Genomic DNA, 21782 nt, shown 5'->3' with positions numbered 1-21782 from the left:
CTAGTAATTTGAAATTAAATCTTCAAAATACATTTTTATTTTCTTATTTATTGTTTCTATTTGTGATAGGTCATCATTTGAAATATTATATTTCATATTTACTATTTCATTGTAAATATCGCTACTGATTATTTTTGAAATAGGAACATTCTTATTTACAGCCTTTAGACCTTCTTCATAATAATTATCAATAGTTTTTAACATTTCATATTGTTTTTTTATTGGGACATAGGTGTCTATATTGTGAAAAGCATTTTGTTGTAAAAAACCTATTTTCACCATTTTGGCTATAAATATAATTAGTCTTTGATCGTCTGGAAGAACATCCTCTCCTACTAACATAACAATTTCTTGTAATTTATCCTCTTCAAATAATAATTTCAAAATTTTATTTCTTAGGAAAACAACGTCTTCTCCTACGGTTTCTTCGTAATTTTCCCTTAGTTCTTCAACGTATTCTGAATATGATGTTAGCCAATTAATAGCAGGATAGTGTCTGGAGTAAGCTAATTCCTTATCTAGTCCAAGAAAAACATTAACATATCTTTTTGTATTTTCCGTAACCGGTTCTGAAAAATCTCCTCCTGGTGGAGAGACAGCTCCTATTATTGTTACAGAACCTTCCTTATTTCCTAAAGTTTTAACATAACCTGCTCTCTCATAAAATTGTGCTATTCTTGAAGGTAAATATGCCGGATACCCTTCCTCTGCCGGCATTTCTTCAAGTCTTCCAGATATTTCTCTTAAGGCTTCTGCCCATCTTGAAGTTGAATCTGCCATAATTGCAACATCGTAACCCATATCTCTAAAATATTCTGCTATTGTAATTCCTGTATAAATGGATGCTTCCCTGGCTGCTACCGGCATATTAGAAGTATTGGCAATTAAAACCGTTCTTTCCATTAATGATTTATTGGTATTTGGATCTATTAACTTAGGAAAATCTTCAAGAACTTCCGTCATTTCATTTCCTCTTTCACCACAGCCAATATAGACTATAATATCCGCATCGGAATATTTTGCTAACTGATGTTGTGTCATGGTCTTTCCAGTACCAAATCCACCTGGTATAGCAACTGTGCCACCTTTGGCTATAGGAAAAAATATATCTAAGACCCTTTGACCTGTAGTTAGGATTTTATCCACCTTTAATCTATTTTTTATTGGACGAGGTTTTTTTATTGTCCATTCTTGGTACATTTTTAAGGGTATTTCTTCGCCTTTTTCTGTAACTAAAACCGCTATAGTTTCGTTTATATTATATTTTCCGTCCTCTTTAACATTTTTTAATCTACCAAATAATCCAACCGGCACCATAATTTTATGTGTAATTATATCTGTTTCAGGAACTTCTGCTATAATTTCACCTTCCGAAACATAATCTCCGTCTTTTACTTTTATTCTAGTTTCCCAGAGCTTTTCTTCATCAATGGAAAGAAGTCCTACTCCTTCAGGTATAAATGTTCCATACTTTTCCTTTAATAAATTTAAGGGTCTTTCAATACCATCAAACATATTTCCAATTAATCCCGGTCCTAATTTTAATGACAATGGTTTATTTGTATGAAGTATTTCATCAAATGGTCTTAGCCCTTCTGTTTCTTCATAAACCTGAATTATCCCTTTATTATCCTCTAAGCTTATTACCTCACCTATTAACTTTTTTTCACCTACAAGTACCATTTCTTTAGCTTGAAAGCTTTCCATCTTGTCTCCTGTAATAACCGGTCCGTTAATAGATTGAATTATTCCATTTTCACTATTCAATTTCTTCACCTACTTTGTTGATGAATTCTTGAATATATAGACCTATTGTATTTCTATTTCCCTTAATTTTTTCTTTAATACTATTATTGTAAATAATATTTTCTTTTTCGTTTAATACAATAAACCCTCCTATTTCAGATTCATCCAGAACTTTAAATCTTTTTGAACTAGAATTAAATCTATTTATATCATCTTTTAATAAAAATATTGTATTGTTATTATCATCTAGAAATTCCTTTAACCCTATTTTTAGATTTTCAAAATATTTTTCTGTCTTAATATATCCCCTATATTTTTCTTCTAAATTTATAGAAATCTCATCAATAAGTTGCTCTCTTAATTTCAAAATAGATTCTTTTTCTAAATTTTTTATTATTTCCAGTTCCTCATTCTTTTTAATGTCAAGCCTATGTTTTTCCTTTTTTAGCTTTTTTTCGAATTTGTTTTTTAATTCTTTTTCATAATCAGCTAAATCCTTGGCTAAAGCTTTCTCATACTCATCAAGTTCCTTATTGAAAAAACTTAACTTTTTATCGTAAGTTATTTTTTTAAAAAGATCATATTTATTTTCTAGTAAAAGCATAATTAACCTCTAATCTATTTTTACTCCTAAGGATTCCTTAACGTATTTCATAATAAAATCCTTGTCTTTTAAACCATCTTCACCAGGTATAGTAACTATTAAGGGTAGTTTTCCCTTTTCCCTATGGGAAAATATTAAATCCGATAATAATTCATTAATACCTTCTGTAACAATAACTATTCCATATTTTTCATTTTCTATACTTTCAGTAAATATTTTTCTAATTTCATCTTCATCTTCAGAATAACCTGTTTCTATACCTGCTAATTCCATTCCTAAAATTACATTTGTTTCATTTGAAATTACTATACTTTTCATTTTAAAGTTTACCTAAAATTAATATAGAAATAACTAATCCATAAATTGCAATACCTTCTGCAAGTCCAACATATATTAATGTTTTACCAAGTAATTTTGGTTCCTCTGAAACAGCTCCTAATGCAGATGAACCAACTACACCTACGGCATAGCCTGTACCAATAGTAGCTAATCCGGTAGATAATGCTGCTGCTAAAAGTCCTAATCCATTTACTTCAGAAGCTCCAGTTGTTGCAGCTAATGAAGATGAAGGTGCAATTAAAACCATTGTCATTAATAATAAGGGAACAAAACTAAACAAATTAATCTTTAAAGCTTTTTTTAATTTTCTCTTTGAATTGTCTGTGTTCTTATAAATCAAATACACTCCTGAACTAATAGTTAATATAACTACCATTATTGTTGATGCTAAAATAAAATACATAACATTTTCCTCCTAAAATTTGTTTTTGCTAGGAATAAAATCTATTCCGTCACCCTTATAATATTTACTAAACATTTCATAATATTCTAATCTTAAAGATTGAATAAATACTATTAAACCTTCCAATCCCATTATTAATATATTTCCAACTATTATCATCGCAATATTTCCTGTTTTAGTTCCTATCATATTTCCTATTGTTGTAAAAGCTAAAAATAACCCAACATGGTTAATGGCAAAAGCTCCTACTCTTATAAAAGAAACCGTTCCGCTGAAAATGGACAATAATGTTTCAATAATGGAAAATGAACCTTCAATATAATAACCCGATACTGGCTCACCATTATATAAATTTTCATTTTTTTGTAATTTATTGGCTAATGGTCTTTTAAATACCATAAGCAGTAAACAAAGTCCTATTAAAACTCCATTTAATTGTATTGGCATTATTTTAAAGGATAAAGCTAAATTTAAAGCTAAGCTTAAAATTAATAAATAGAGAATAAATCCTGTAATTCCTTTTTCTCCAAAATATAGTTCTTCTAAATTATTTTCCCTCCTAAGATTATAAATACCTAATCCATAGGACATAATTAATAGCATAATTCCCATTACTATTGCCATAACTAAAATTGTATTAATATTTTCATATGGTCTTATTAATAAGGCCGGAATAACAGTTTCAAGTCCAAAAAATGAGCCATATAAAAAACCGAAAATTACCGAGCTAAAGCCCAACCTAACTATTAAGCCTCCAAAATCCTTATTTTTGATTTTTGATAAGAGAAATCCTCCAAGTACAAATATCAATCCCTGCCCAACATCTCCAAACATTGCTCCAAATAAAATCATATATGTTATTGCAAAAAATGGAGTTGGATCTAATTCTTCATAATTTGGAGTACCATACATTTTTACTAATAGCTCAAAAGGCTTAAAAAAAACATTATTTTTTAACTTAGTTGGTGGTGTAATTCCCTCATGGTCATCCATGTCATTAAATTGAATAAGAATTTTATATTTCTTCTTTAATTCTTTTTCCAATTCTTCACTATCTGTTTTCCCAACCCAACCTGCTAAATAAAAATAATGGTCACTAATGGCTATATTATTTTTTATATTTTCTATATTCAATTTATTATATTTTTCAATTAAAAAGGATTTTAACTCATTAGAATATTTTTCTTTAATTTTCTCTATTTCCTTTAAAATATTCTTTTTTTTACTTATTAAATCCGACTTTTCATTTTTAAGTTTTTCTATAATTTCTACAGGAGTTCCTAAATATTCCTTAGGTAAAAATATTTCTTGAAAATTCAAACTTCTTAAAGTCCTATTTATATCTACTTCCATATCTGTAGGATATAAAATTAAATAAACTTCTCCTTCTTCCATAGAACTTAAATGGAAAATAGCAGCAAATATATTTTCATAGTTTTTCTTTAATTTTATTCTGTCATCTTTTCCAAAAATACCAAACCTATATTTAAAATTATTCATATTATATAGATCTTCAATTTTAATATTTAAGTTTTTAAATTTAGAATAAAGATTTACAAGTTCATTTTTTTCAGAAATTTTATTATCAATTTCCTGTAGTTTATCTGTATTTTCTAAAATTATTTCATAAAATCCTTGAATTTCATTTTTATTGTAGCTTTTTAATGATTTTCCCTTGCTTTTTGCTAGATCAAATTCTAAATAATCATTTATTTTATTTAGTTTGTTTTCCTCTTCCCTTGTATTAATATCAGATTTATACTTTCTAATATAATTAAAGTCAACTGCCATATTTACATTTTCATCGTTTATAGGAAAAAGAAATTCACTATGTGAAATTAAATCATTTGAATCAACTATTTGAACATAGTTTTTTTCTACTATATCTGATATAACATTATCCATATCTGAAATATTGCCGATAATATTCATCATTAACATTTTCTCAGATTTCATTTTTAACTCCTTCCTAAATTCTTAATTAAATAACCCCTAGTTTCTTCACTAGTAAGATTATAGTTTTTAGATTCTAAAATCGCTCCAATATCCTTAATATCGAAGTCGGTCATTACAATAATTCCTAGGGTCTTTTTAAAGTTAAATTTATTGCTTTTTGTTAAATCCCTTGACTGGTAATATAAATATCTGTTAATTCTTCTTTCCATATAAATATCTATATTATGCTTGGAATCAAATAAAAAACTATACTTAGTTTTTAAAATATTATCAACAAAATCCTCAAGTTCCATATACGATAGATTTTTAATATCAGTCGTATTAAATAAATCTCCTCCAAGTATTGTGTAATTATAAATAATAACCGGTTTTATATTATAAAATTTCTTTGCCCTATATATCCAACTTAAATTGTATAGGTCAATAAATTGTCCATAAAAATTTTTTATTATCTTCTCATTTTCCTTATTTAAATATTTACTTTCAAAAAAAATACTGGAGTAATAATTTCTATCTAATGACATTTCCACAAAAAATAATAAATCTCTTTTTTCCTGATTTTTATATCCTCTTAAATATTTATAAAACTTGCTATTTTTCAACTCTTCAAAAAATTCCTCTATAGTAATTCCTTCTTTTATCTTTTCATAAAAATCATCTCTTATAATGAAACTTTCTTTAGTCAAGGCCTTGTTTTTTGTAACAAGGTTTCTAGTCGCTTTTTTTATATCCTCTATTTCATACTTATCTAAAATTAGTTGAACTAGATTATTATAGTTTTTAGACAAGAAATAGCCTAGTTTATTTAAAATTTTTAATCTATTCTTTTTTAAATCCGATTCAATTTCATTTATGGAATTATAATTTTTATTTACAATAAATTCTCTTTCATATAAATAATCTATAACTTCTTCTATTTTTTTAAAGCCAATAAGACTTTCATAATCCTCCTCTTGTAAAAGATTTTTTTTCATAGAGGAAATTTTACTATTTAAGGCTGAAAACTCCTTTGCTGAATTCATTTAATCACTTTCCTTTGAAAATTGTTGTTCAAATACCTTATTACATATAAGGTCTTTGTTTTTTTCAAAAGCTTCCATTATCTTGTTTGTAACAATATTATTTCTTTCTTTTAAATAGACTTTTTGCCTTTCTACTTCCCTTTCAATATCTTCCTTATAATTTTCTAAATTTATATTAAATTCTTTATTATAATCTGCATATAGATTTTCTTTCTTTTTATTAAACTCTACTAACAGTTCATTTTTTCTTTTATTGAAGTCATTATCTAAATTATTAATGGATTTATCCAATTCAACAATTTCCTTAATAAAATTATCCATTCTACCCTCCTGCCTTTAATTCATAATAAACTATGGTACTCCTCTAATTGAAATTTGTCACGTATTTTCACCATAAAATTCATAATTATTTAATTATATTAATAATTAATAAAAATACATTTTTTATTCATTTTTTCTTTTTCTAATAAAAAACAATTTTTTACAGTTATTTGGTATATTTTTCACATTTAAAGCAATAAAAAAACAAAAAACATCCAGTAATTTAAATTACTGGATGTTTTTTGTTTTTAGTTATTAATTTTTATTCATTTGTTTATATCTATTAATATTTTCTTCACTTAGAAACTCATAGGCTTCATTAATTTTTTGAAACATCTCTGTAGCACCAGGATCTTTATTTATATCGGGATGATATTTCTTAGCCATTTTCCTATAAGCTGTTTTAACTTCATAAATATTAGTGTCTTCCGGTATTCCTAATACTTCACAACTTTCCTTATACTTTGTTTTAAAATCATTTAATGGATTTGCATAAGAGCCTTGACCATAGCCACCGTAGCCTTGTTGCTGGCCTTGGTAACCTCCAAAAGTTCTTCTAAACTCTTCATCATTCATATTATAATAGTGAAATCCTCCACTGCCTTGTGAAAAGTTTTTAAATATTTCTTCCCAAAAATCATTTTGTGCTTGTTGTTGTTCTTCCCTTTCTCTTTCTTCTCTTTCTTTTCTATCTTTATAGTCCTTAGAAAATTCACTATAGGATTTAAAGTTTTCCTTATTATTTATTAAATAATCACCATAGTTTCTTAAAAATTCAACAGCTGAATAATTAACATACTGTAACCAGCTGACAAATTTTCTTCCTAATATAGGAACTAATACAAAGAAAGCTACAATTATTATTATATAGGGCGATAATAGGACTCCTGCACCACCAATAAACCAAGGAGCTATTAAAAATGCACTACATCCTATAAAAACCAAAGAAAGTAAGGCCTTACCTAATTGCGAAACAACACTGACTATAACTTCCATTATATTTATTAAACCGCCTATTAGAACCTCTAAAAAATTAGCAAGTCCCAATATGAATTTACCCCAAATCTTTCTCATTTGCCATACCTTTCCAAATACTTTTTAATATATTCCTTATCTTCTTTTATTAAAGAAAAATCATTACATTTAAATTCAATATGATGTCTAAACTCATGAATTAATACCTCTTCCAGCTTGTCTTTAAACTGTTGACGAGGTAAATGTCCCTTAGTTTTAATTATTGAGCCATAATAAATCCTAATAAGATTATACATATTATTTCTTACATATTCACCATTAATATATAGGTTGTTATTTATGCTCTTAGGATGCATTTTGGCAGACTCAATTAATACAATTCCACCTTGTAAATCCTCAAATAATACATCGGGAATTGTATCAGCAATTTCTTCTAACATATCATGAACATCATCAATTGTATATTTTTCATTTAAATTTCCCATACTACACTCCAAATATTTATAATTATACCATAAAATAATTAATTTATTCTTAATAAAATGATATAATTATTCACTATGCTATAATTAATTTGAAAAGGAGATTTAAATGATAGATTTTTTAAAAGAACAAAATATAGATAATAAGTTAATAGATAAAGTTTTAGAATTTAGAAAAAACCATCAATTAGACAATAAATATATAAATCGTATTCCGTCACCACATTATAAATATTACGGAAAAGAAGTTTGGGAGCAAAGTATTACCGCTATACTACAAGGTTCAAATATCCTACTCAGCGGTCCTAAGGCAACAGGAAAAAATGTTCTTAGCGATAACTTAGCTGCCCTATTTCAAAGACCTACTTGGAATATATCCTTTCATGTAAACACCGACAGTACAAATTTAATTGGAACAGATACTTTTAAGGACAATGAAGTAACCTTTAGACCGGGACCTGTTTATGATGTAGCTTTAAATGGTGGTTTTGGTATATTAGATGAAGTAAATATGGCTAAAAGTGATTCCGTTGCAGTTATTCATTCCCTACTTGACTATAGGAGAATAATAGATGTTCCCGGATATGAAAAAATAAATTTAAACGATGCTACTAGATTTATTGGTACAATGAATTATGGCTATGCAGGCACTAAAGAATTAAATGAAGCTCTTATTTCTCGATTTCTTGTAATAGATATGCCTAAAGCAAGTGAAGAAACATTGAAACATATTTTACTTACAGATTTCTACCTAAGAGAAAATGCTTTGGATTTATTTATAAGATTGTTTTTAGACCTTCAAGAAAAGAGTATGAACTCTGAAATTTCTTCAAAAGCTATTGATATTAGAGGTTTAATAGCAGCTATTGGAGCAATGAAAATAGGATTAAATATAAAATCAGCTTTACAAATAGGTCTAGTAAATAAAACCTTCGACCTTTTTGAAAGAGAAATAATCCAGGATGTAATTAACAGTCTTTTTAAAAACGACTTAACAAGAGAAGATATTTTTAAGGTATTATAATGGAAAATAAATTAATGGATTTAAGTACTAACAGAATGAACAATATTACTTGGACCGTTGCAAATAATTATAATTTTATACCAAACTATAATATATTTAAATTTGAAGATAATAATAAAATCAATATTTACAAGTCTGCTTTAGCCGGCTTTAGCTATGGTAAATTTCAAATAGAGGAGGTTTATAATTTCCTCTATGTACTAACTGAGGACAATCCCTACCCTGACGATTATTATAAAATAACCGAATTAATGCTGGAGGAATACTTTTGGTTTTACTATGACAAATATAGACCGGGTATAGTAGAATTTAGAGATTATACAACTAAAGAAAAATACAATAATTACAAATTTAGAACACCTAATAATTTAGCAGAAGAGTTAGAATATGCCTATTATAGTAGAAAATTATCCTATGTTCCTAAAACTAGAGAGATGGTTATCTTATTATTAAATGATATTATGAATATTAAAAATATAAAAAACACTTCAGACCTTATATTAAAAATAGATAAAATTATTAAAAGGCATTTTCATATACACCTAAATATTAACTATGAGCAAAATTTAAAAAAATCTCTAGAAAGCTCCAAAGAAAAAGATAAATTGCCTAAAGATTTGAAGGTCAAAATAGAATTTAAAAATCGTAATCAAAATGTATTAGACAAAGATCAAGTTGAAGCTGCTGAATTTAATAAATCCAGCTTTCTCTTTGAAGATAGGGAAATAGATAGAGACCTGGAAGAAAATAATCTTACTACAGAAAACTATACTAAAGAAGGTTATTTAAAGGATTTAGCTGAAAAAGTATATGGTAAAAGTATCTTAAGTAGTTCAAATACAAGCAAACTAGAAAATAAGCTATGTACAGGAATACATGAAGGAATACAAATTTTACTTACTAGGGGAAAATTTGGCAAAAGCTTAAACGAACAATTTAGAGAATCTGAAAAGCAGGAAATAAAAAAAGAAAATTTAGAGCATTTTAATAAAAACTATTTAATATATAAAAGATCCATTACTAAATTAAGAGAAGTAATAAGAAGGGAGATTTTAACGGATTTAAACGAAAGTAAGTACCTATCTACTAATGGTAAGTTAATTCCTTCCTTACTTTGGAAACCAAAATATATAAATAATAATAAAATATTTTTAAAAGAAAAAAAGGATGAAATTGGAACAGTTTCAGTAGATATTTTATTGGACAGCTCCGCTTCTCAAATTGAAAGACAAGCATTAATAGCATCCCAAGGTTTTATAATTGCTCAATCCCTAACGGATTTAAACATTCCGACAAGGGTAATGTCCTTTAATAATTTTTATAATGTTTTAATCTTAAAAATATTTAGAGATTACTTTGATTCAGATAATAAAAACCAAAATATTTTTGAATATACTGCATCAGGTTCAAATAGAGATGGATTAGCTATTAAAACCGTTAGCTATCTTATGAACAATACAGGTTTTGAAAGAAGAATTCTAATAGTATTAAGCGATGGTAAGCCAAACGACAAAATCAATTTGAAAATCATCGGAAATATTAATAAAAAAGCTAAGGATTATATAAAAGAAGATGCTATTAAAGATTCATCAAAGGAAGTTTTTTTAAGTAGAAATTCTGACAACATAGTCTTAGGTGTATTTACCGGCGAAGAAGAAGATCTTCCAAGTGAAAAAAAGATATATGGAAATGATTTTGCCTATATTTCCAACATAAACAGATTTTCTGATATAGTTGGAAGCTTTTTAAAAAATGTATTAATAAATGAACTTGAATAAATTCTTAAAGTCCAAAATATTATTTTATTTTTTGGACTTTAAGCCTATACTAAATAAATTTATCTATATTTTCCTTAAATTCCTGTAACTGTCTTTGGTTTTTAATAACAATTAGCTTATTCTTATGTTTGTCTAAAATTTCTTTATAATGTTCTTTTATATCCTTATTTCTTCCCTTATACAAAATCCAATAAATAAACTCAAAATCAAATTTTTCCTTACATCCTTCCGCCATACTGTCCCTTGTAGTGTTTTTAAATTGTAAATACCTTTTAAAACCCCTATACAGACAGGAAAATCGATTAAATTTCATATAAATTATTTTATCTGCCAAGGACAACCTTTCTTCTTGAAAAAAAGAAGTATAATTGCCGTCTATAACCCAGGATTCCTTATTTATAAAGTTTAAAACTAAGGACCTTGCTTCTTCCCTATCTCTCATTTCCCAATTAGGTAAAAACTGAACAGTATCAAGGTATAAAAGGGGAATACCATATTTTCCGCTTAAATATTTAGATAGTGTCGACTTTCCACTGCCACTATATCCTAAAACAGCTATTTTCATATTCCCTCCAATCCATATTGTATACTTTTTCTATAATTATACAATATATCATAAAAATTTAAATATTTTAAATTATATGTCCTTTTCAATTTTTATATTTTTGATTTCTGCTATATTCCCATTATTGAATATTGGAAATGTAACAGTATTATCTCCAAATCTAAACTGTTCTAATTCATCATCAACATAATTTATAATCTTTCTTTCAATTAAGTTCTTATCTGTCGTTTCTTCTAAAAGGATATACTCTGTATTTGAATTAATTTCTATCCTATATGGTAAATTCGAATAATTAAATTTTTCAATATTTAACATATTATTATTTTTGTCCATTTCTATTATTTTTATTTCTTTTTTTCTTAATATTTTTTTTACTTCTAATTCTACAGTATTAGATTGCTCCTTTTTATTTAGTTTATTATTAAAATTTTCTGATATTGAAATTTTCTCATAATTTCCTTCCTCAAAATTTTGAAAATAATTTCCATCTAAGTCCAATCCAAAAACATACTTATTTTTACCGATATAGTATTTATTATCATCTGTTAAGTATATAGGATATAGTTTTAAACTTCCTTTAGTTTCTGCATCTATATAAATTTTACCTTTTAAATTAATTTGAAATCTTGATTGACCCTCTTCATATTTGTAATCTGCACTTGCTTCTATACATGGACTAGCTATTGTTTCTGATGTACTATAGCTATTTTCTAAATCTATTGTAGCTATTGCTAAAAAGGCATAACCTTCGGCTCCATCTACCTCTATGTATTTATTTGTATCTTTACCTTTAACTTCTATTTTTACATCCTCAATATTTTTAATTTCCTTTTCTTTTCCATACTCAATAAATTGAACAAATCCTCCAACTAATGTATCATATGCTGGATTTTTAACTGTTTCTTCTTTTGCCAACTTACATCCACTAAGAGAAAGAACCATTAGCAAAATTAATAAAACTACATTGAACTTTTTCATATTAGTCCTCCAATTCTCCATCGAATTTTAATATATCACCAATATCGCAATTTAAATAATAGCAAATTTTATTTATAGTATTAAATCTTATTCCTTTTGCCTTACCTGAACGTAAAATAGATAAATTAGCTTCAGTAATATTAATTAATTTTGCTAATTCTTTTGAAGTCATATTCCTATCTTTTAATATTTCATCTAAATATACTTTTATTGCCATAATTCACCTTAAATAAACATTTTATTTTCATCTTTTATTTCTTTAACTTTTATTAAATACTGTACAATTAAACTAATAAATAAAAAATAAACCAATAATTCTAAGTTAAAATTTATTTTTATAGTAATGTTGTAAAAATGCTTTTCAAAAATTATATAGACCAAATTTATAATTATATTTATAAAAATCGATAATAACAAGCCAAGTTTAATTTTATTTTTTAGTGAATATAATTTATTAATTGCAGTATTTTCACTAAATTTGTTTTCCATATCTATAAGAATATATATTAAATTCATATTTAAAAAAATATACATTATATTAAAAATATTATTATTTATAAAATCTAGAATAATTCTAATCAATTCATAATTATCTATTGCAAACATATATTTTTCTTTTAATCTATTCAAATAATCAAATATAGATATTGTATTGCCATAATAACTTAATGTTTCCATATTATTTAAATTATCTTTTAAGCCAACACCAAAAATATTAATTACTGCAATAACGTTTGTTAAAAACAAAATCCCTATAATATATTTTATAGAGTTTGATCTATTTATATCTATCTTTAAAAATCTCCATATAATATACAATAAAATTAATTGATTTGTAATAATAGGAAATGAAATTTGTAAACTAATATTTTGTTTTAAAATTATCTCAATTATATTTGGGTTTATTCCTACATATATAGTTAAAAATATCAATAATGAAATAAATAATAATAAATAATCTATATTTTTAAAATTATTTCTCCTTTTTATCTTAACAAAAATTATTATTGGAATTATAGATATTAAAATATATATAGCCCAAGATATTATATTTCCAATACTTCCACTTATAGACATACTTCTTAAAATATTACTTATTTGGTAATATGGAAAAAATACTATTTGTTCCATATTAAAAATATTTGCTTCAAAAATATTAAAAATTAAAAGTATTAAAACTTCTATTATTAAGAACATGGTTAATTTCTTCTTCATATTCATAATATCCCCCCCTTGATATAATTATTGTTTTACAATAATTATATCAGTTAAATTATCGTTTTACAATAATTTTAAGTTTAAAAAAATCAAATACACCTATATAGATATATTTGATTTATAAATTATTTATTAAATTTTATACTAGGCTAGTATTTCAATTACATTTTTATTTGCTGCAGCTTTTGCCGGACTATAGCTAAATATAATGCCTATTGCTAGAGAAATAAATAGGGAAACAAGTACAGGGCCTGTCTCTATTGAAATTGTAAAAGGTAAAAATATAGCTATTATCATAGCAAATAGTATACCAAAGAAATACCCTAATATTCCGCCAATTACAGTTATTATTATTCCTTCTAATAAAAATTGTATTGTAATATTCTTCTTTGTTGCTCCTAAAGCTCTTCTTATTCCAATTTCCTTTGTTCTTTCAGAAACTGATATAAACATCATATTCATTATTCCTATTCCTGCTATTAGAAGTGAAATACCTCCTATTAAGGCTATAAAAGTAGTAATGCTATCTAGAATATTGGATATACCATCCATTATTTCTCCAATATCCACAAAGGTATATTTGCCTAAATTTTTCATGCTTCCATTGTCGGCTAAAAAATCTACAACTTTTTCCGATACATCTGAAACCTGAGCACCTTTTTCCAAATACAAGGTTATTGAAGCACTTGCAAATTTTGCCTCATTATAAAATTCATATGTATCTTTTGGAATTAATAGAGAATAATTCATCATTGCCATCATACCGGTAGCACCTTTATAAACACCTACTATTTGGTAATTTAGACCATTAATCTTTATATTTTTACCTAGATAGGAATTTTTATCTTCAAAAAGCTTTTTTGCAATATAGTCACTAATAACAACTACCCTATTTTTGGTTTTATTGTCTACGGATGTTAAATTTCTTCCCTCGACTAATTTTTTATCTGTGTTTTTTACTAGTTCAGCTGTAGAATTTTCTGTAGTTTTATCTGTTTCCAAAATCATTGAAGCATTATTTGAATCGGTGTTTACACCGGTTATTTCTACATTTTTGACACCTTTAATTTTTCCTACTTCTATTAAATCCTGTTCTGAAAAAAACTTTATATTTGAATCATATGCCAGGGACATATCATTAGGTTGAAAAGTAATATTACTAGTAATATCTTGAGACTCATCTTCTGTAAGTTCCTCTACTACATAATTTTCAAAACCTTGGCCAATAGAAATTATTGCTATTACTGCACCAATTCCAATTACTATTCCTAACATAGTCAGTATACTTCGTTTTTTATTTCTTTTTATAGCATTAAATGCATCTGAAAATAATACCGAAAATTTCATTACAAATCAAACCTTTCTTCTAAATTTCCATCAACCATAAAAAGAACTTTTGAACAGTAGGAAGCTAAACTTCTATCGTGAGTTACCATAACTACAGTTGTTTTATTTTCTATATTTAGTTTTTTAAATATTTCCATAATCTCTCTTGATGTTGCTGAATCCAAAGCGCCTGTTGGTTCGTCTGCAAGGATAAATTTAGGATTATGGACTATTGCCCTAGCAATTGCTACCCTTTGTTTCTGACCGCCTGAAAGTTGTGTAGGATATTTATCTATTTTTTCAGGTATTCCTACAGATTCCAATGCTTCTAAAACAATTTTTTTTGTTTTTCTAGGAGTTAATCCTGCATATAATAATGGTAATTCAACATTCTCCCTAACTGTATAATTATCTATTAAATTAAAATTTTGAAATACAAACCCGACAGCTCTATTTCTTATATGGGAAAGTTTATCATCATTTTCATTTTTTGTTAATTTTCCATCAAAAAGATATTCTCCTTCATATTTATTGTCCATAAATCCTATTATATTCATTAAGGTTGATTTTCCCGAGCCTGATTCACCCATAATTCCAACAAATTCACCTTCATGTACTTCAAAGGATACATCTTTTAACACATGTAGTTTTTCCTCTCCGGTAATATATGTTTTGTTAACCTTCCTTACCTCTATCATTGTTGTGTCTCCGGATTTGTTGAACTATTACTATCTTCTACTTCTTTTGTAGCCTCTGTATTATTATTTTTACTATCATCGTCTACTTTTACTTCCATATTTTCAGTTATACCTTCTATATTGGAAATTATTTTATCGCCAAGCTTTAAACCGGATATTAATTTATATATACCATCTTCTATTTCTACTTCTATTTCTTCTTTAATTGCTTTTCCATCTTTAACTTTAAAAATAAAATACTTTTCTTTTTCTTTTAATACTGCTTCAAATGGTAAATAAATTTTATCTTGAGGTAGCTTTATATTTACTGAAAATCCATAATGAATATTTTCATCTGGTGTAACTGTAAAACTATAATTTGCAATTGATGTTGTTTGTTGGTTCATAGAAATTTGAGAATCCTTACTAATTGGCATTTCTTCAATGCTTTTTATAGTCCCTTCAATTTCCTCTCCAGAATTTGCAACTATTATTTTTACCCTATTATCAACTTTTAATTTGTCGTAATCGTATTCTGAAACCTGTCCTTTTATAACAATCTCGTTACTGTTTATAGTTACAACCGGACTTGCACCTGTCATACTCATAGCTGATTCTGCAGCCTCTTTATCAAGTTTTATTTTTCCGGATATTTTAGCTTTTTCTACATAGTTTAAGTTTTCTTTAGCAGTTTTTCTTTGGGAATCTATTCCTTTAATTTCTGCATTTGCTTGACTTACAGCAGACTCAAAACTTGGAATTGTAGACTCCAAACTTTGAACTTCCATTTTTGCCGACTCTAATTCCATCTGCAACTGAGTAAGTTCCCCTGAACTTTTCCCCGTATTATTTGGATTGTTATAATCCTCAATATCTGTTGGCAGAGTAATATTTGAAGAAATATTTTTAATTTTATTATTTAGGTCAGTTACTTTTTTATTAGCTGCCGATAAACTGCTTTTAGCTTTACTTAATTGTGAATTTGCAGAGTTTTTTGCATCTACAGCTAAATTATACTGTGTATCTAATTGAACTAATTGACTTTTAACTGTATCATTTTCATAGATAAATAAGTTCTGTCCTACTTCTACAGAATCTCCATCATTAACATAATATTCCTTTATTTTTCCTTTAGTAGAATCTAAATATACCTCCTGCTTTTCACTAGCCTCTACATTTCCAGAAAAGGAAATAGGATCTTGCTCTATTACTTCGTATAGTTCTACTGTTTCTTTAGTATCTCTACTAAAAAATATTGTTAGTGCTATAGCAACAATAAGAATTATTGAAACTATAGCTACTATTATCTTACTTCTCTTAGTCATAATTATCTTTGTTCTTCTCCCATTATATTATTTATTTTATTATAACTTGATATTATTATTACTGATGGTAGAACATTTATTAGAATACTTATTATCATATTTATTATAATTGACATCATTGCTCCTGGAACATTTAAACTAACCGCACTAATAATTGTTGTTGCTACAGAATAAATTACTAGTAATATTATTAATATATATGGCGTAATATTAAAAAGTTCTTGATTCTTCATTTTTTTAGAATTCATAATTGCCATAACAATTATTCCAATAGTAATTATTAAAATTATAATTGAAATTATATTATCAAAGGTACTTGTTTCAAAAACTGACATATCCGTTCCCACTGCAATTAATTGGTCTCTTACTTCCTTTGAATTATTAATCGCATATAAACTAACTAAACCCAATACAGTAAATATTACTGTTATAATTTTAATAACAATTATAAATGTATTCCATCCTTTTGCTCTTTTAAATAATCTTTCTTTATCCATTTTATCCTCCCTTTTGTACATTAATAAACTAATACACTATAATTATACCAAAACAAATTGAATTAAACAATTTACTTCTAAATATTTAACTAATTATTTTATCTTTTATTTAACTTACTTTTAAATAGTGTGTATAATGTTTATATACACTATACCCGTTTTAGAAATCTTTGTCAATTTAAACTATATAAAAAATAGAAGCAAAACTGCTTCTATTCCATATATTTTACTATTCGATTTTCTTCAAAGGTTTTTTTCAAATCAATAATTCTTTGATTTTCAGAACCTCTGAATTTTAACCTTAGATTTTTTAATTCTTCAACAAAAGGTCCATCTACAAGAACATCACACAACTTTAATAACTCAATATTTTTTTTGTCTTTAATTAATTTTTCAAAAACATATCCTGAAAAAATCCAAATATTCTTTTTTGTTTCTTTTTTAATATCAGATACAATTTTCACAAGATCTTCAGAATTATCAAAAGGCTCACCACCTAATATGGTCATTCCCTCAATAATATCTGACTTTAAATATTTTACAATTTCATTAGTCTGTTCCCTAGTCCAAATATTACCATAATTAAAGTCCTGGTATTCCTTATTAAAACAATTCTTACATCCTAGGGTACAACCTGTAACAAAAATCGTCGTTCTTACGCCTGGTCCATTTGCTACATCAAATTCTCTAATTTGTGCATATCTCATTTTAAATGTGTAATACCCTGTCTTTAATTTCTTTTGTTCTACCTTCGTTCCAGAAATTTTCACCTAGGTAGCCACAAGTTCTTCTTGTTACATTCATTTTAGCTGTGTCCTTGTTTCCACATTGAGGACATTCCCATTCATTGTTTTCATTAAGGGTTATTTCTCCATCAAAGCCACAAACTTGGCAAAAATCGGATTTAGTGTTAAATTCTGCGTAAGTTATATTATCATAAATGTATTTTACCATTGTTTCCAAAGCCTCTAAATTATGGGCCATGTTTGGAATTTCTATATAGGAAATACATCCGCCTTTTGACTTATCTTGAAATTTAGATTCAAATTTAAATTTTTTAAAAGCATCTATTTCTTCTCTAACATCAACATGGAAACTATTTATATAGTAACCTTTGTCTGTTACATCTTTAATAACGCCAAATCTCTTTCTATCTATTGAATTAAATCTATGGGTTAAACTTTCTGCCGGAGTACCATATAGGGCAAACCCAAGTCCTGTTTCTCTTTTCCATTGATCTATTTTTTCATTTAAGCGATCCATAATCTTAAGGGCAAATTCTTCACCTTTTTCAGATGTATGACTTTCTCCTGTTGTTAAAAGAGTAGCTTCATAGACTCCAATATATCCTAATGTTACAGTAGCATATCCATTTGTTAATAGCTTTGAAATAGGTTCGTGTTTTCCTAGTCTAGCTATTGCACCATGTTGCCAATGTATAGGAGATGAATCACTGTTGGCCTTTTGTAATAACTCATATCTTAACATACAAACTTTTTTACATAATTCAAGTCTTTTATCTAATATTTGGAAGAATTTACTTTCATTTCCTTCTGCTAAAATACCTATTTGAGGTAAGTTAATTGTAACAACTCCCATATTAAATCTACCATCAAATTGATATGTTCCATTTTCATCTTGCCATGGTGATAAAAACGCTCTACATCCCATTGGGCTAAATACATTTCCTTCATAATTTTCTCTCATTTTCTTAGCGGAAATATAATCCGGATACATTCTTTTTGCAGTGCATCTAATTGATAGACTTGTTAAATAATAATATTTACTCTCTTCATGAATATTATTTTCATCAAGTACATATATTAATTTTGGAAATGCCGGTGTTACATAAACTCCAACTTCATTTTTAATACCTTGAATTCTTTGTTTTAGAATTTCTTCTACTATCATAGCTGTTTCTTTTTCATATTGGTCACCATCAACTACATGCATAAATAAGGTAACAAATGGTGCTTGTCCATTGCTGGTCATCAATGTATTAATTTGATATTGGATTGTTTGAATACCTGACTCCAAATCTTTTTTAGTCATTTTATCAGCCATTTTTTCAGCAAACTTTATATCACCAATAGTTTCTAAGGCTAAATTTAAATTCTTTTCATAGCTTCTTCTTAAATATTTTCCTAAACATCTAATATCAATACTTTGACCACCATATTGATTACTGGCAATTTGAGCTATAATTTGAGTCATTACATTACAAGCTACCTGAAAAGATTTTGGAGATTCTATCATCTTTCCATTAACTACAGTTCCATTATCCAACATATCCTTCATATTTACTAAACAACAATTAAACATAGGCTGAATAATATAATCCATGTCATGTATATGTATTGCACCTTCATCATGAGCTTGAATTAAATCAGTAGGAATAATTTTTCTTCTTGCAATATCCTTTGAAACTTCTCCAGCTATTAAGTCCCTTTGTGTAGAAGCTATATAGGCATTTTTATTTGAATTTTCACTCATTAATTCTGAATTTTCTGTATTTAATAATCCTATAATACTAGCATCTGTAGTATTGCTTTCCCTTTTATAAGTTTGAACTGCCTTATAATTTTCATAGGCCCTAGCAGTTGCAGGATTATTATTTTGTATTAACTTATAATATACTTGATCTTCAATATCTGAAATAGTTAAGGTTCTCCCTGTTGTTTTAGAAAAATCCTCTATTTCATCAGCGATTTTTTCAGCTAAATTCTCTTCGTATATTCCAGTACTACTGTTCATTGCTTTTTTTATAGCAGATACTATTTTATTTTTATTAAATTCTACAATATTTCCATCTCTTTTAATTACATTCATTTTATCACCCATAAATATTTTAACAGATCTACAATATATGGCAACCACTATATGTAGACACACTATATGTAGTGTTAAAGAATATTCATAATTATTTCTCACTCTTTCTCTAAACCTACCAATTTCGGTTAATATAGTTAAAATTTATTCATTAAATATTCATATAACATTGTGGTATAAAATATTTTTTATTATTAATATTAAAAATTCACTACATATTGTAGTGAACTCAGATTGAAGACAAAAGGCATTTTAGAATTTATCAATAATCTAAAATGCCTTTTTAAAATTCTGAAATTTGAAATATTTTTCAAATCTTCAAATAAAACATGTAATTCGGAAGAATTCTTATACCTTTTCCATATGATTTTTGCCAACTTCTTTAAATTCATGCACCCAAATAAGAGGTATAGTTCATTTTTAACTCTTTCTAAACCCCTATGTAATGTGTATCGCATCCCATGTAATTCTTTTGCATCAGCGAAAACTCTCTCTATTGTTTCTTTCCTTCTTCCATATTTTTCTTTAAATCCTTTAGTATGTCTAATATCTTCGCATTTTTCTATGTATTCTTCCCAGATATGACGAGTTACTACTTTTTGATTATTCTTACTTTCTGTACAATTTTTGACATATTTACAGTTTTTACAATCGTTAGGATTACTTTTATATTCTTGATATCCATTTCTATTGGTTGTACTATATTTTAATATTTTGTTATTTGGACATATATAACAATCATAATATTCATCATAAACATATTCATATTTTTTATAGAACCCTTTTTTTGTCATTGGTCTTTTATATGGTAATAATGGTATTTTATCATTATCAAGTATTTGTTTTGCTATTGCCGGTGTTTTATATCCTGCATCAATTGCTATGTATTTATTACTTTTATATTTATTCTTTATTCTCTCATATAATATAGGAAATACTGTTGAATCATGTTTATTTCCTGAGGTTACTTCAAAATCAAGTATTATTCCATAATCATTACACGCTGTATTTGATAAATATGCAAATACTTTTTTATGCTCTCCTTTATGAAATATTCCACAATCTGGGTCATTTTTACTTACTGTTATTTCTTTTGTTTTGATTTCTTCGTTTTTTTTTAATGGTTTTTTATTATGATTTTTTCTATCTTCATTTATTTCTTTTTCTAATATGTCTTGGTAATATTTAACAGATTCTTCTACTTCTATGGTTTCTTTATTATGTATATTTGCATTTGCCTTTATATGAGTTCCATCTATGTATATATTTTCTTCTGTAAGTAATCCACATTTAGCTATTTCATTTAAAATTCTGAAAAATATTTGTTCAAAAATATCTGTTCCTTTAAATCGTCTTTGATAATTTTTACTAAAGGTTGAGAAATGTGGTATTTTCTCAGTTAATCCATATCCTAAGTACCATCTATATGCTGCATTAACTTCTATTTCTTTTATTGTTTGTCGCATAGACCTAATTCCAAATGTATATTGGATAATATTTAATTTTATTAAAACAACAGGATCTATACTTTCGGCTCCTGTTTTAGAATAAAGATCTTTTACTAAATCGTAGATAAAGCTTAAATCAATAACTTGATCCAGTTTTCTTACCAAATGATCTTGTGGAACTAATGAATCTAAACTTAATATCTCTATTTGTGTTTTACTTATCTTGTCTTTTTTACCCATCATTTTTATCACCCTATATTATTTTTACC

The 21782-nt window shown here is 26.5% G+C and carries 22 protein-coding genes; 2 read left to right on the top strand and 20 right to left on the bottom strand.

Annotated elements, in window-relative coordinates:
- The 9 genes from JFY71_RS08600 to JFY71_RS08560 all read right to left on the bottom strand — a co-directional run bounded on the left by JFY71_RS08600 (position 1) and on the right by JFY71_RS08560 (position 7851).
- Positions 1-1707: a V-type ATP synthase subunit A gene (locus tag JFY71_RS08600; RefSeq protein WP_243662155.1), complete on the bottom strand. Its 1707-nt coding sequence runs from the start codon at positions 1705-1707 to the stop codon at positions 1-3.
- Positions 1708-1759: 52 nt separating this feature from the next.
- Positions 1760-2350 carry a hypothetical protein gene (locus JFY71_RS08595; protein WP_243660400.1) on the bottom strand — a complete coding sequence of 197 codons (591 nt, stop codon included), beginning with the start codon at positions 2348-2350 and terminating at the stop codon, positions 1760-1762.
- A 9-nt stretch (positions 2351-2359) separates the two neighbouring features.
- Positions 2360-2668 carry a V-type ATP synthase subunit F gene (locus JFY71_RS08590; protein ID WP_243660399.1) on the bottom strand — a complete coding sequence of 103 codons (309 nt, stop codon included), beginning with the start codon at positions 2666-2668 and terminating at the stop codon, positions 2360-2362.
- A 1-nt stretch (position 2669) separates the two neighbouring features.
- On the bottom strand, positions 2670-3092 hold the full coding sequence (locus JFY71_RS08585) for an ATP synthase subunit C (protein ID WP_243660398.1): 423 nt from the start codon (positions 3090-3092) through the stop codon (positions 2670-2672).
- Between the two features lie 12 nt (positions 3093-3104).
- A complete protein-coding gene (locus tag JFY71_RS08580; RefSeq protein ID WP_243660397.1) occupies positions 3105-5048 on the bottom strand; it encodes a V-type ATP synthase subunit I in 1944 nt (647 codons plus the stop codon).
- Between the two features lie 2 nt (positions 5049-5050).
- Entirely contained in the window at positions 5051-6070 is a 1020-nt protein-coding gene (locus tag JFY71_RS08575; protein ID WP_243660396.1) for a V-type ATPase subunit, read from the bottom strand.
- The gene (locus JFY71_RS08570; protein WP_243660395.1) at positions 6071-6391 is read right to left on the bottom strand and encodes a hypothetical protein; all 321 of its coding nucleotides are present in this window, start codon (positions 6389-6391) and stop codon (positions 6071-6073) included.
- Between the two features lie 255 nt (positions 6392-6646).
- Positions 6647-7465, bottom strand: a complete 819-nt coding sequence (locus JFY71_RS08565; RefSeq protein ID WP_243660394.1) for a J domain-containing protein — start codon at positions 7463-7465, stop codon at positions 6647-6649.
- Positions 7462-7851, bottom strand: coding sequence for a metallopeptidase family protein (locus JFY71_RS08560; protein WP_243660393.1), 390 nt, complete (start codon positions 7849-7851; stop codon positions 7462-7464). The genes JFY71_RS08565 and JFY71_RS08560 overlap by 4 nt, the downstream gene beginning before the upstream one ends.
- 106 nt (positions 7852-7957) lie before the next feature.
- On the opposite strand from JFY71_RS08560, the gene JFY71_RS08555 reads away from it, so the two are divergent.
- Together JFY71_RS08555 and JFY71_RS08550 are read left to right on the top strand one after the other, a co-directional pair.
- Complete coding sequence (locus JFY71_RS08555; RefSeq protein ID WP_243660392.1) at positions 7958-8872, top strand: AAA family ATPase; 915 nt, start codon at positions 7958-7960, stop codon at positions 8870-8872.
- Positions 8872-10650 carry a hypothetical protein gene (locus JFY71_RS08550; RefSeq protein ID WP_243660391.1) on the top strand — a complete coding sequence of 593 codons (1779 nt, stop codon included), beginning with the start codon at positions 8872-8874 and terminating at the stop codon, positions 10648-10650. The genes JFY71_RS08555 and JFY71_RS08550 overlap by 1 nt, the downstream gene beginning before the upstream one ends.
- Before the next feature lie 49 nt (positions 10651-10699).
- Here JFY71_RS08550 and JFY71_RS08545 read toward each other — a convergent pair whose 3' ends face one another.
- The 11 genes from JFY71_RS08545 to JFY71_RS08495 all read right to left on the bottom strand — a co-directional run bounded on the left by JFY71_RS08545 (position 10700) and on the right by JFY71_RS08495 (position 21756).
- Positions 10700-11215 carry a DNA topology modulation protein gene (locus JFY71_RS08545; protein WP_243660390.1) on the bottom strand — a complete coding sequence of 172 codons (516 nt, stop codon included), beginning with the start codon at positions 11213-11215 and terminating at the stop codon, positions 10700-10702.
- Positions 11216-11287: 72 nt separating this feature from the next.
- On the bottom strand, positions 11288-12193 hold the full coding sequence (locus tag JFY71_RS08540) for a hypothetical protein (RefSeq protein WP_243660389.1): 906 nt from the start codon (positions 12191-12193) through the stop codon (positions 11288-11290).
- A gap of 1 nt (position 12194) precedes the next feature.
- A complete protein-coding gene (locus JFY71_RS08535) occupies positions 12195-12410 on the bottom strand; it encodes a helix-turn-helix domain-containing protein (RefSeq protein WP_243660388.1) in 216 nt (71 codons plus the stop codon).
- Positions 12411-12418: 8 nt separating this feature from the next.
- On the bottom strand, positions 12419-13408 hold the full coding sequence (locus JFY71_RS08530) for a hypothetical protein (protein WP_243660387.1): 990 nt from the start codon (positions 13406-13408) through the stop codon (positions 12419-12421).
- A gap of 147 nt (positions 13409-13555) precedes the next feature.
- Positions 13556-14758 carry an ABC transporter permease gene (locus JFY71_RS08525; RefSeq protein ID WP_243660386.1) on the bottom strand — a complete coding sequence of 401 codons (1203 nt, stop codon included), beginning with the start codon at positions 14756-14758 and terminating at the stop codon, positions 13556-13558.
- Complete coding sequence (locus tag JFY71_RS08520) at positions 14758-15435, bottom strand: ABC transporter ATP-binding protein (protein WP_243660385.1); 678 nt, start codon at positions 15433-15435, stop codon at positions 14758-14760. Before JFY71_RS08520 ends, JFY71_RS08525 begins: the two co-directional genes overlap by 1 nt.
- A complete protein-coding gene (locus JFY71_RS08515) occupies positions 15432-16739 on the bottom strand; it encodes an efflux RND transporter periplasmic adaptor subunit (RefSeq protein WP_243660384.1) in 1308 nt (435 codons plus the stop codon). Before JFY71_RS08515 ends, JFY71_RS08520 begins: the two co-directional genes overlap by 4 nt.
- A gap of 2 nt (positions 16740-16741) precedes the next feature.
- Positions 16742-17236: a hypothetical protein gene (locus tag JFY71_RS08510; protein ID WP_243660383.1), complete on the bottom strand. Its 495-nt coding sequence runs from the start codon at positions 17234-17236 to the stop codon at positions 16742-16744.
- Positions 17237-17448: 212 nt separating this feature from the next.
- On the bottom strand, positions 17449-17943 hold the full coding sequence (gene nrdG, locus JFY71_RS08505; protein WP_243660382.1) for an anaerobic ribonucleoside-triphosphate reductase activating protein: 495 nt from the start codon (positions 17941-17943) through the stop codon (positions 17449-17451).
- Position 17944: 1 nt separating this feature from the next.
- Positions 17945-20065: an anaerobic ribonucleoside-triphosphate reductase gene (gene nrdD, locus JFY71_RS08500; protein WP_243660381.1), complete on the bottom strand. Its 2121-nt coding sequence runs from the start codon at positions 20063-20065 to the stop codon at positions 17945-17947.
- A 200-nt stretch (positions 20066-20265) separates the two neighbouring features.
- A complete protein-coding gene (locus JFY71_RS08495) occupies positions 20266-21756 on the bottom strand; it encodes an IS1182 family transposase (protein WP_243660380.1) in 1491 nt (496 codons plus the stop codon).
- Between the last annotated feature and the right edge of the window lie 26 nt (positions 21757-21782).

It is taken from the genome of Miniphocaeibacter halophilus, assembly GCF_016458825.1.
In the GTDB taxonomy this organism is placed as follows: Bacteria; Bacillota; Clostridia; order Tissierellales; family Peptoniphilaceae; genus Miniphocaeibacter; species Miniphocaeibacter halophilus.
Note: the sequence above shows the minus strand (reverse complement) of the source record. Positions and strands in the feature narration are given on the sequence as shown.

What these genes read in the sequence shown, in the direction of transcription:
- JFY71_RS08600 (WP_243662155.1), bottom strand. Translation starts at nt 1,707, where the DNA reads ATGGAAAGCTTTCAAGCTAAAGAAATGGTACTTGTAGGTGAAAAAAAG.
- JFY71_RS08595 (WP_243660400.1), bottom strand. Translation starts at nt 2,350, where the DNA reads ATGCTTTTACTAGAAAATAAATATGATCTTTTTAAAAAAATAACTTAC.
- JFY71_RS08590 (WP_243660399.1), bottom strand. Translation starts at nt 2,668, where the DNA reads ATGAAAAGTATAGTAATTTCAAATGAAACAAATGTAATTTTAGGAATG.
- JFY71_RS08585 (WP_243660398.1), bottom strand. Translation starts at nt 3,092, where the DNA reads ATGTATTTTATTTTAGCATCAACAATAATGGTAGTTATATTAACTATT.
- JFY71_RS08580 (WP_243660397.1), bottom strand. Translation starts at nt 5,048, where the DNA reads ATGAAATCTGAGAAAATGTTAATGATGAATATTATCGGCAATATTTCA.
- JFY71_RS08575 (WP_243660396.1), bottom strand. Translation starts at nt 6,070, where the DNA reads ATGAATTCAGCAAAGGAGTTTTCAGCCTTAAATAGTAAAATTTCCTCT.
- JFY71_RS08570 (WP_243660395.1), bottom strand. Translation starts at nt 6,391, where the DNA reads ATGGATAATTTTATTAAGGAAATTGTTGAATTGGATAAATCCATTAAT.
- JFY71_RS08565 (WP_243660394.1), bottom strand. Translation starts at nt 7,465, where the DNA reads ATGAGAAAGATTTGGGGTAAATTCATATTGGGACTTGCTAATTTTTTA.
- JFY71_RS08560 (WP_243660393.1), bottom strand. Translation starts at nt 7,851, where the DNA reads ATGGGAAATTTAAATGAAAAATATACAATTGATGATGTTCATGATATG.
- JFY71_RS08555 (WP_243660392.1), top strand. Translation starts at nt 7,958, where the DNA reads ATGATAGATTTTTTAAAAGAACAAAATATAGATAATAAGTTAATAGAT.
- JFY71_RS08550 (WP_243660391.1), top strand. Translation starts at nt 8,872, where the DNA reads ATGGAAAATAAATTAATGGATTTAAGTACTAACAGAATGAACAATATT.
- JFY71_RS08545 (WP_243660390.1), bottom strand. Translation starts at nt 11,215, where the DNA reads ATGAAAATAGCTGTTTTAGGATATAGTGGCAGTGGAAAGTCGACACTA.
- JFY71_RS08540 (WP_243660389.1), bottom strand. Translation starts at nt 12,193, where the DNA reads ATGAAAAAGTTCAATGTAGTTTTATTAATTTTGCTAATGGTTCTTTCT.
- JFY71_RS08535 (WP_243660388.1), bottom strand. Translation starts at nt 12,410, where the DNA reads ATGGCAATAAAAGTATATTTAGATGAAATATTAAAAGATAGGAATATG.
- JFY71_RS08530 (WP_243660387.1), bottom strand. Translation starts at nt 13,408, where the DNA reads ATGAAGAAGAAATTAACCATGTTCTTAATAATAGAAGTTTTAATACTT.
- JFY71_RS08525 (WP_243660386.1), bottom strand. Translation starts at nt 14,758, where the DNA reads ATGAAATTTTCGGTATTATTTTCAGATGCATTTAATGCTATAAAAAGA.
- JFY71_RS08520 (WP_243660385.1), bottom strand. Translation starts at nt 15,435, where the DNA reads ATGATAGAGGTAAGGAAGGTTAACAAAACATATATTACCGGAGAGGAA.
- JFY71_RS08515 (WP_243660384.1), bottom strand. Translation starts at nt 16,739, where the DNA reads ATGACTAAGAGAAGTAAGATAATAGTAGCTATAGTTTCAATAATTCTT.
- JFY71_RS08510 (WP_243660383.1), bottom strand. Translation starts at nt 17,236, where the DNA reads ATGGATAAAGAAAGATTATTTAAAAGAGCAAAAGGATGGAATACATTT.
- nrdG (WP_243660382.1), bottom strand. Translation starts at nt 17,943, where the DNA reads ATGAGATATGCACAAATTAGAGAATTTGATGTAGCAAATGGACCAGGC.
- nrdD (WP_243660381.1), bottom strand. Translation starts at nt 20,065, where the DNA reads ATGAATGTAATTAAAAGAGATGGAAATATTGTAGAATTTAATAAAAAT.
- JFY71_RS08495 (WP_243660380.1), bottom strand. Translation starts at nt 21,756, where the DNA reads ATGATGGGTAAAAAAGACAAGATAAGTAAAACACAAATAGAGATATTA.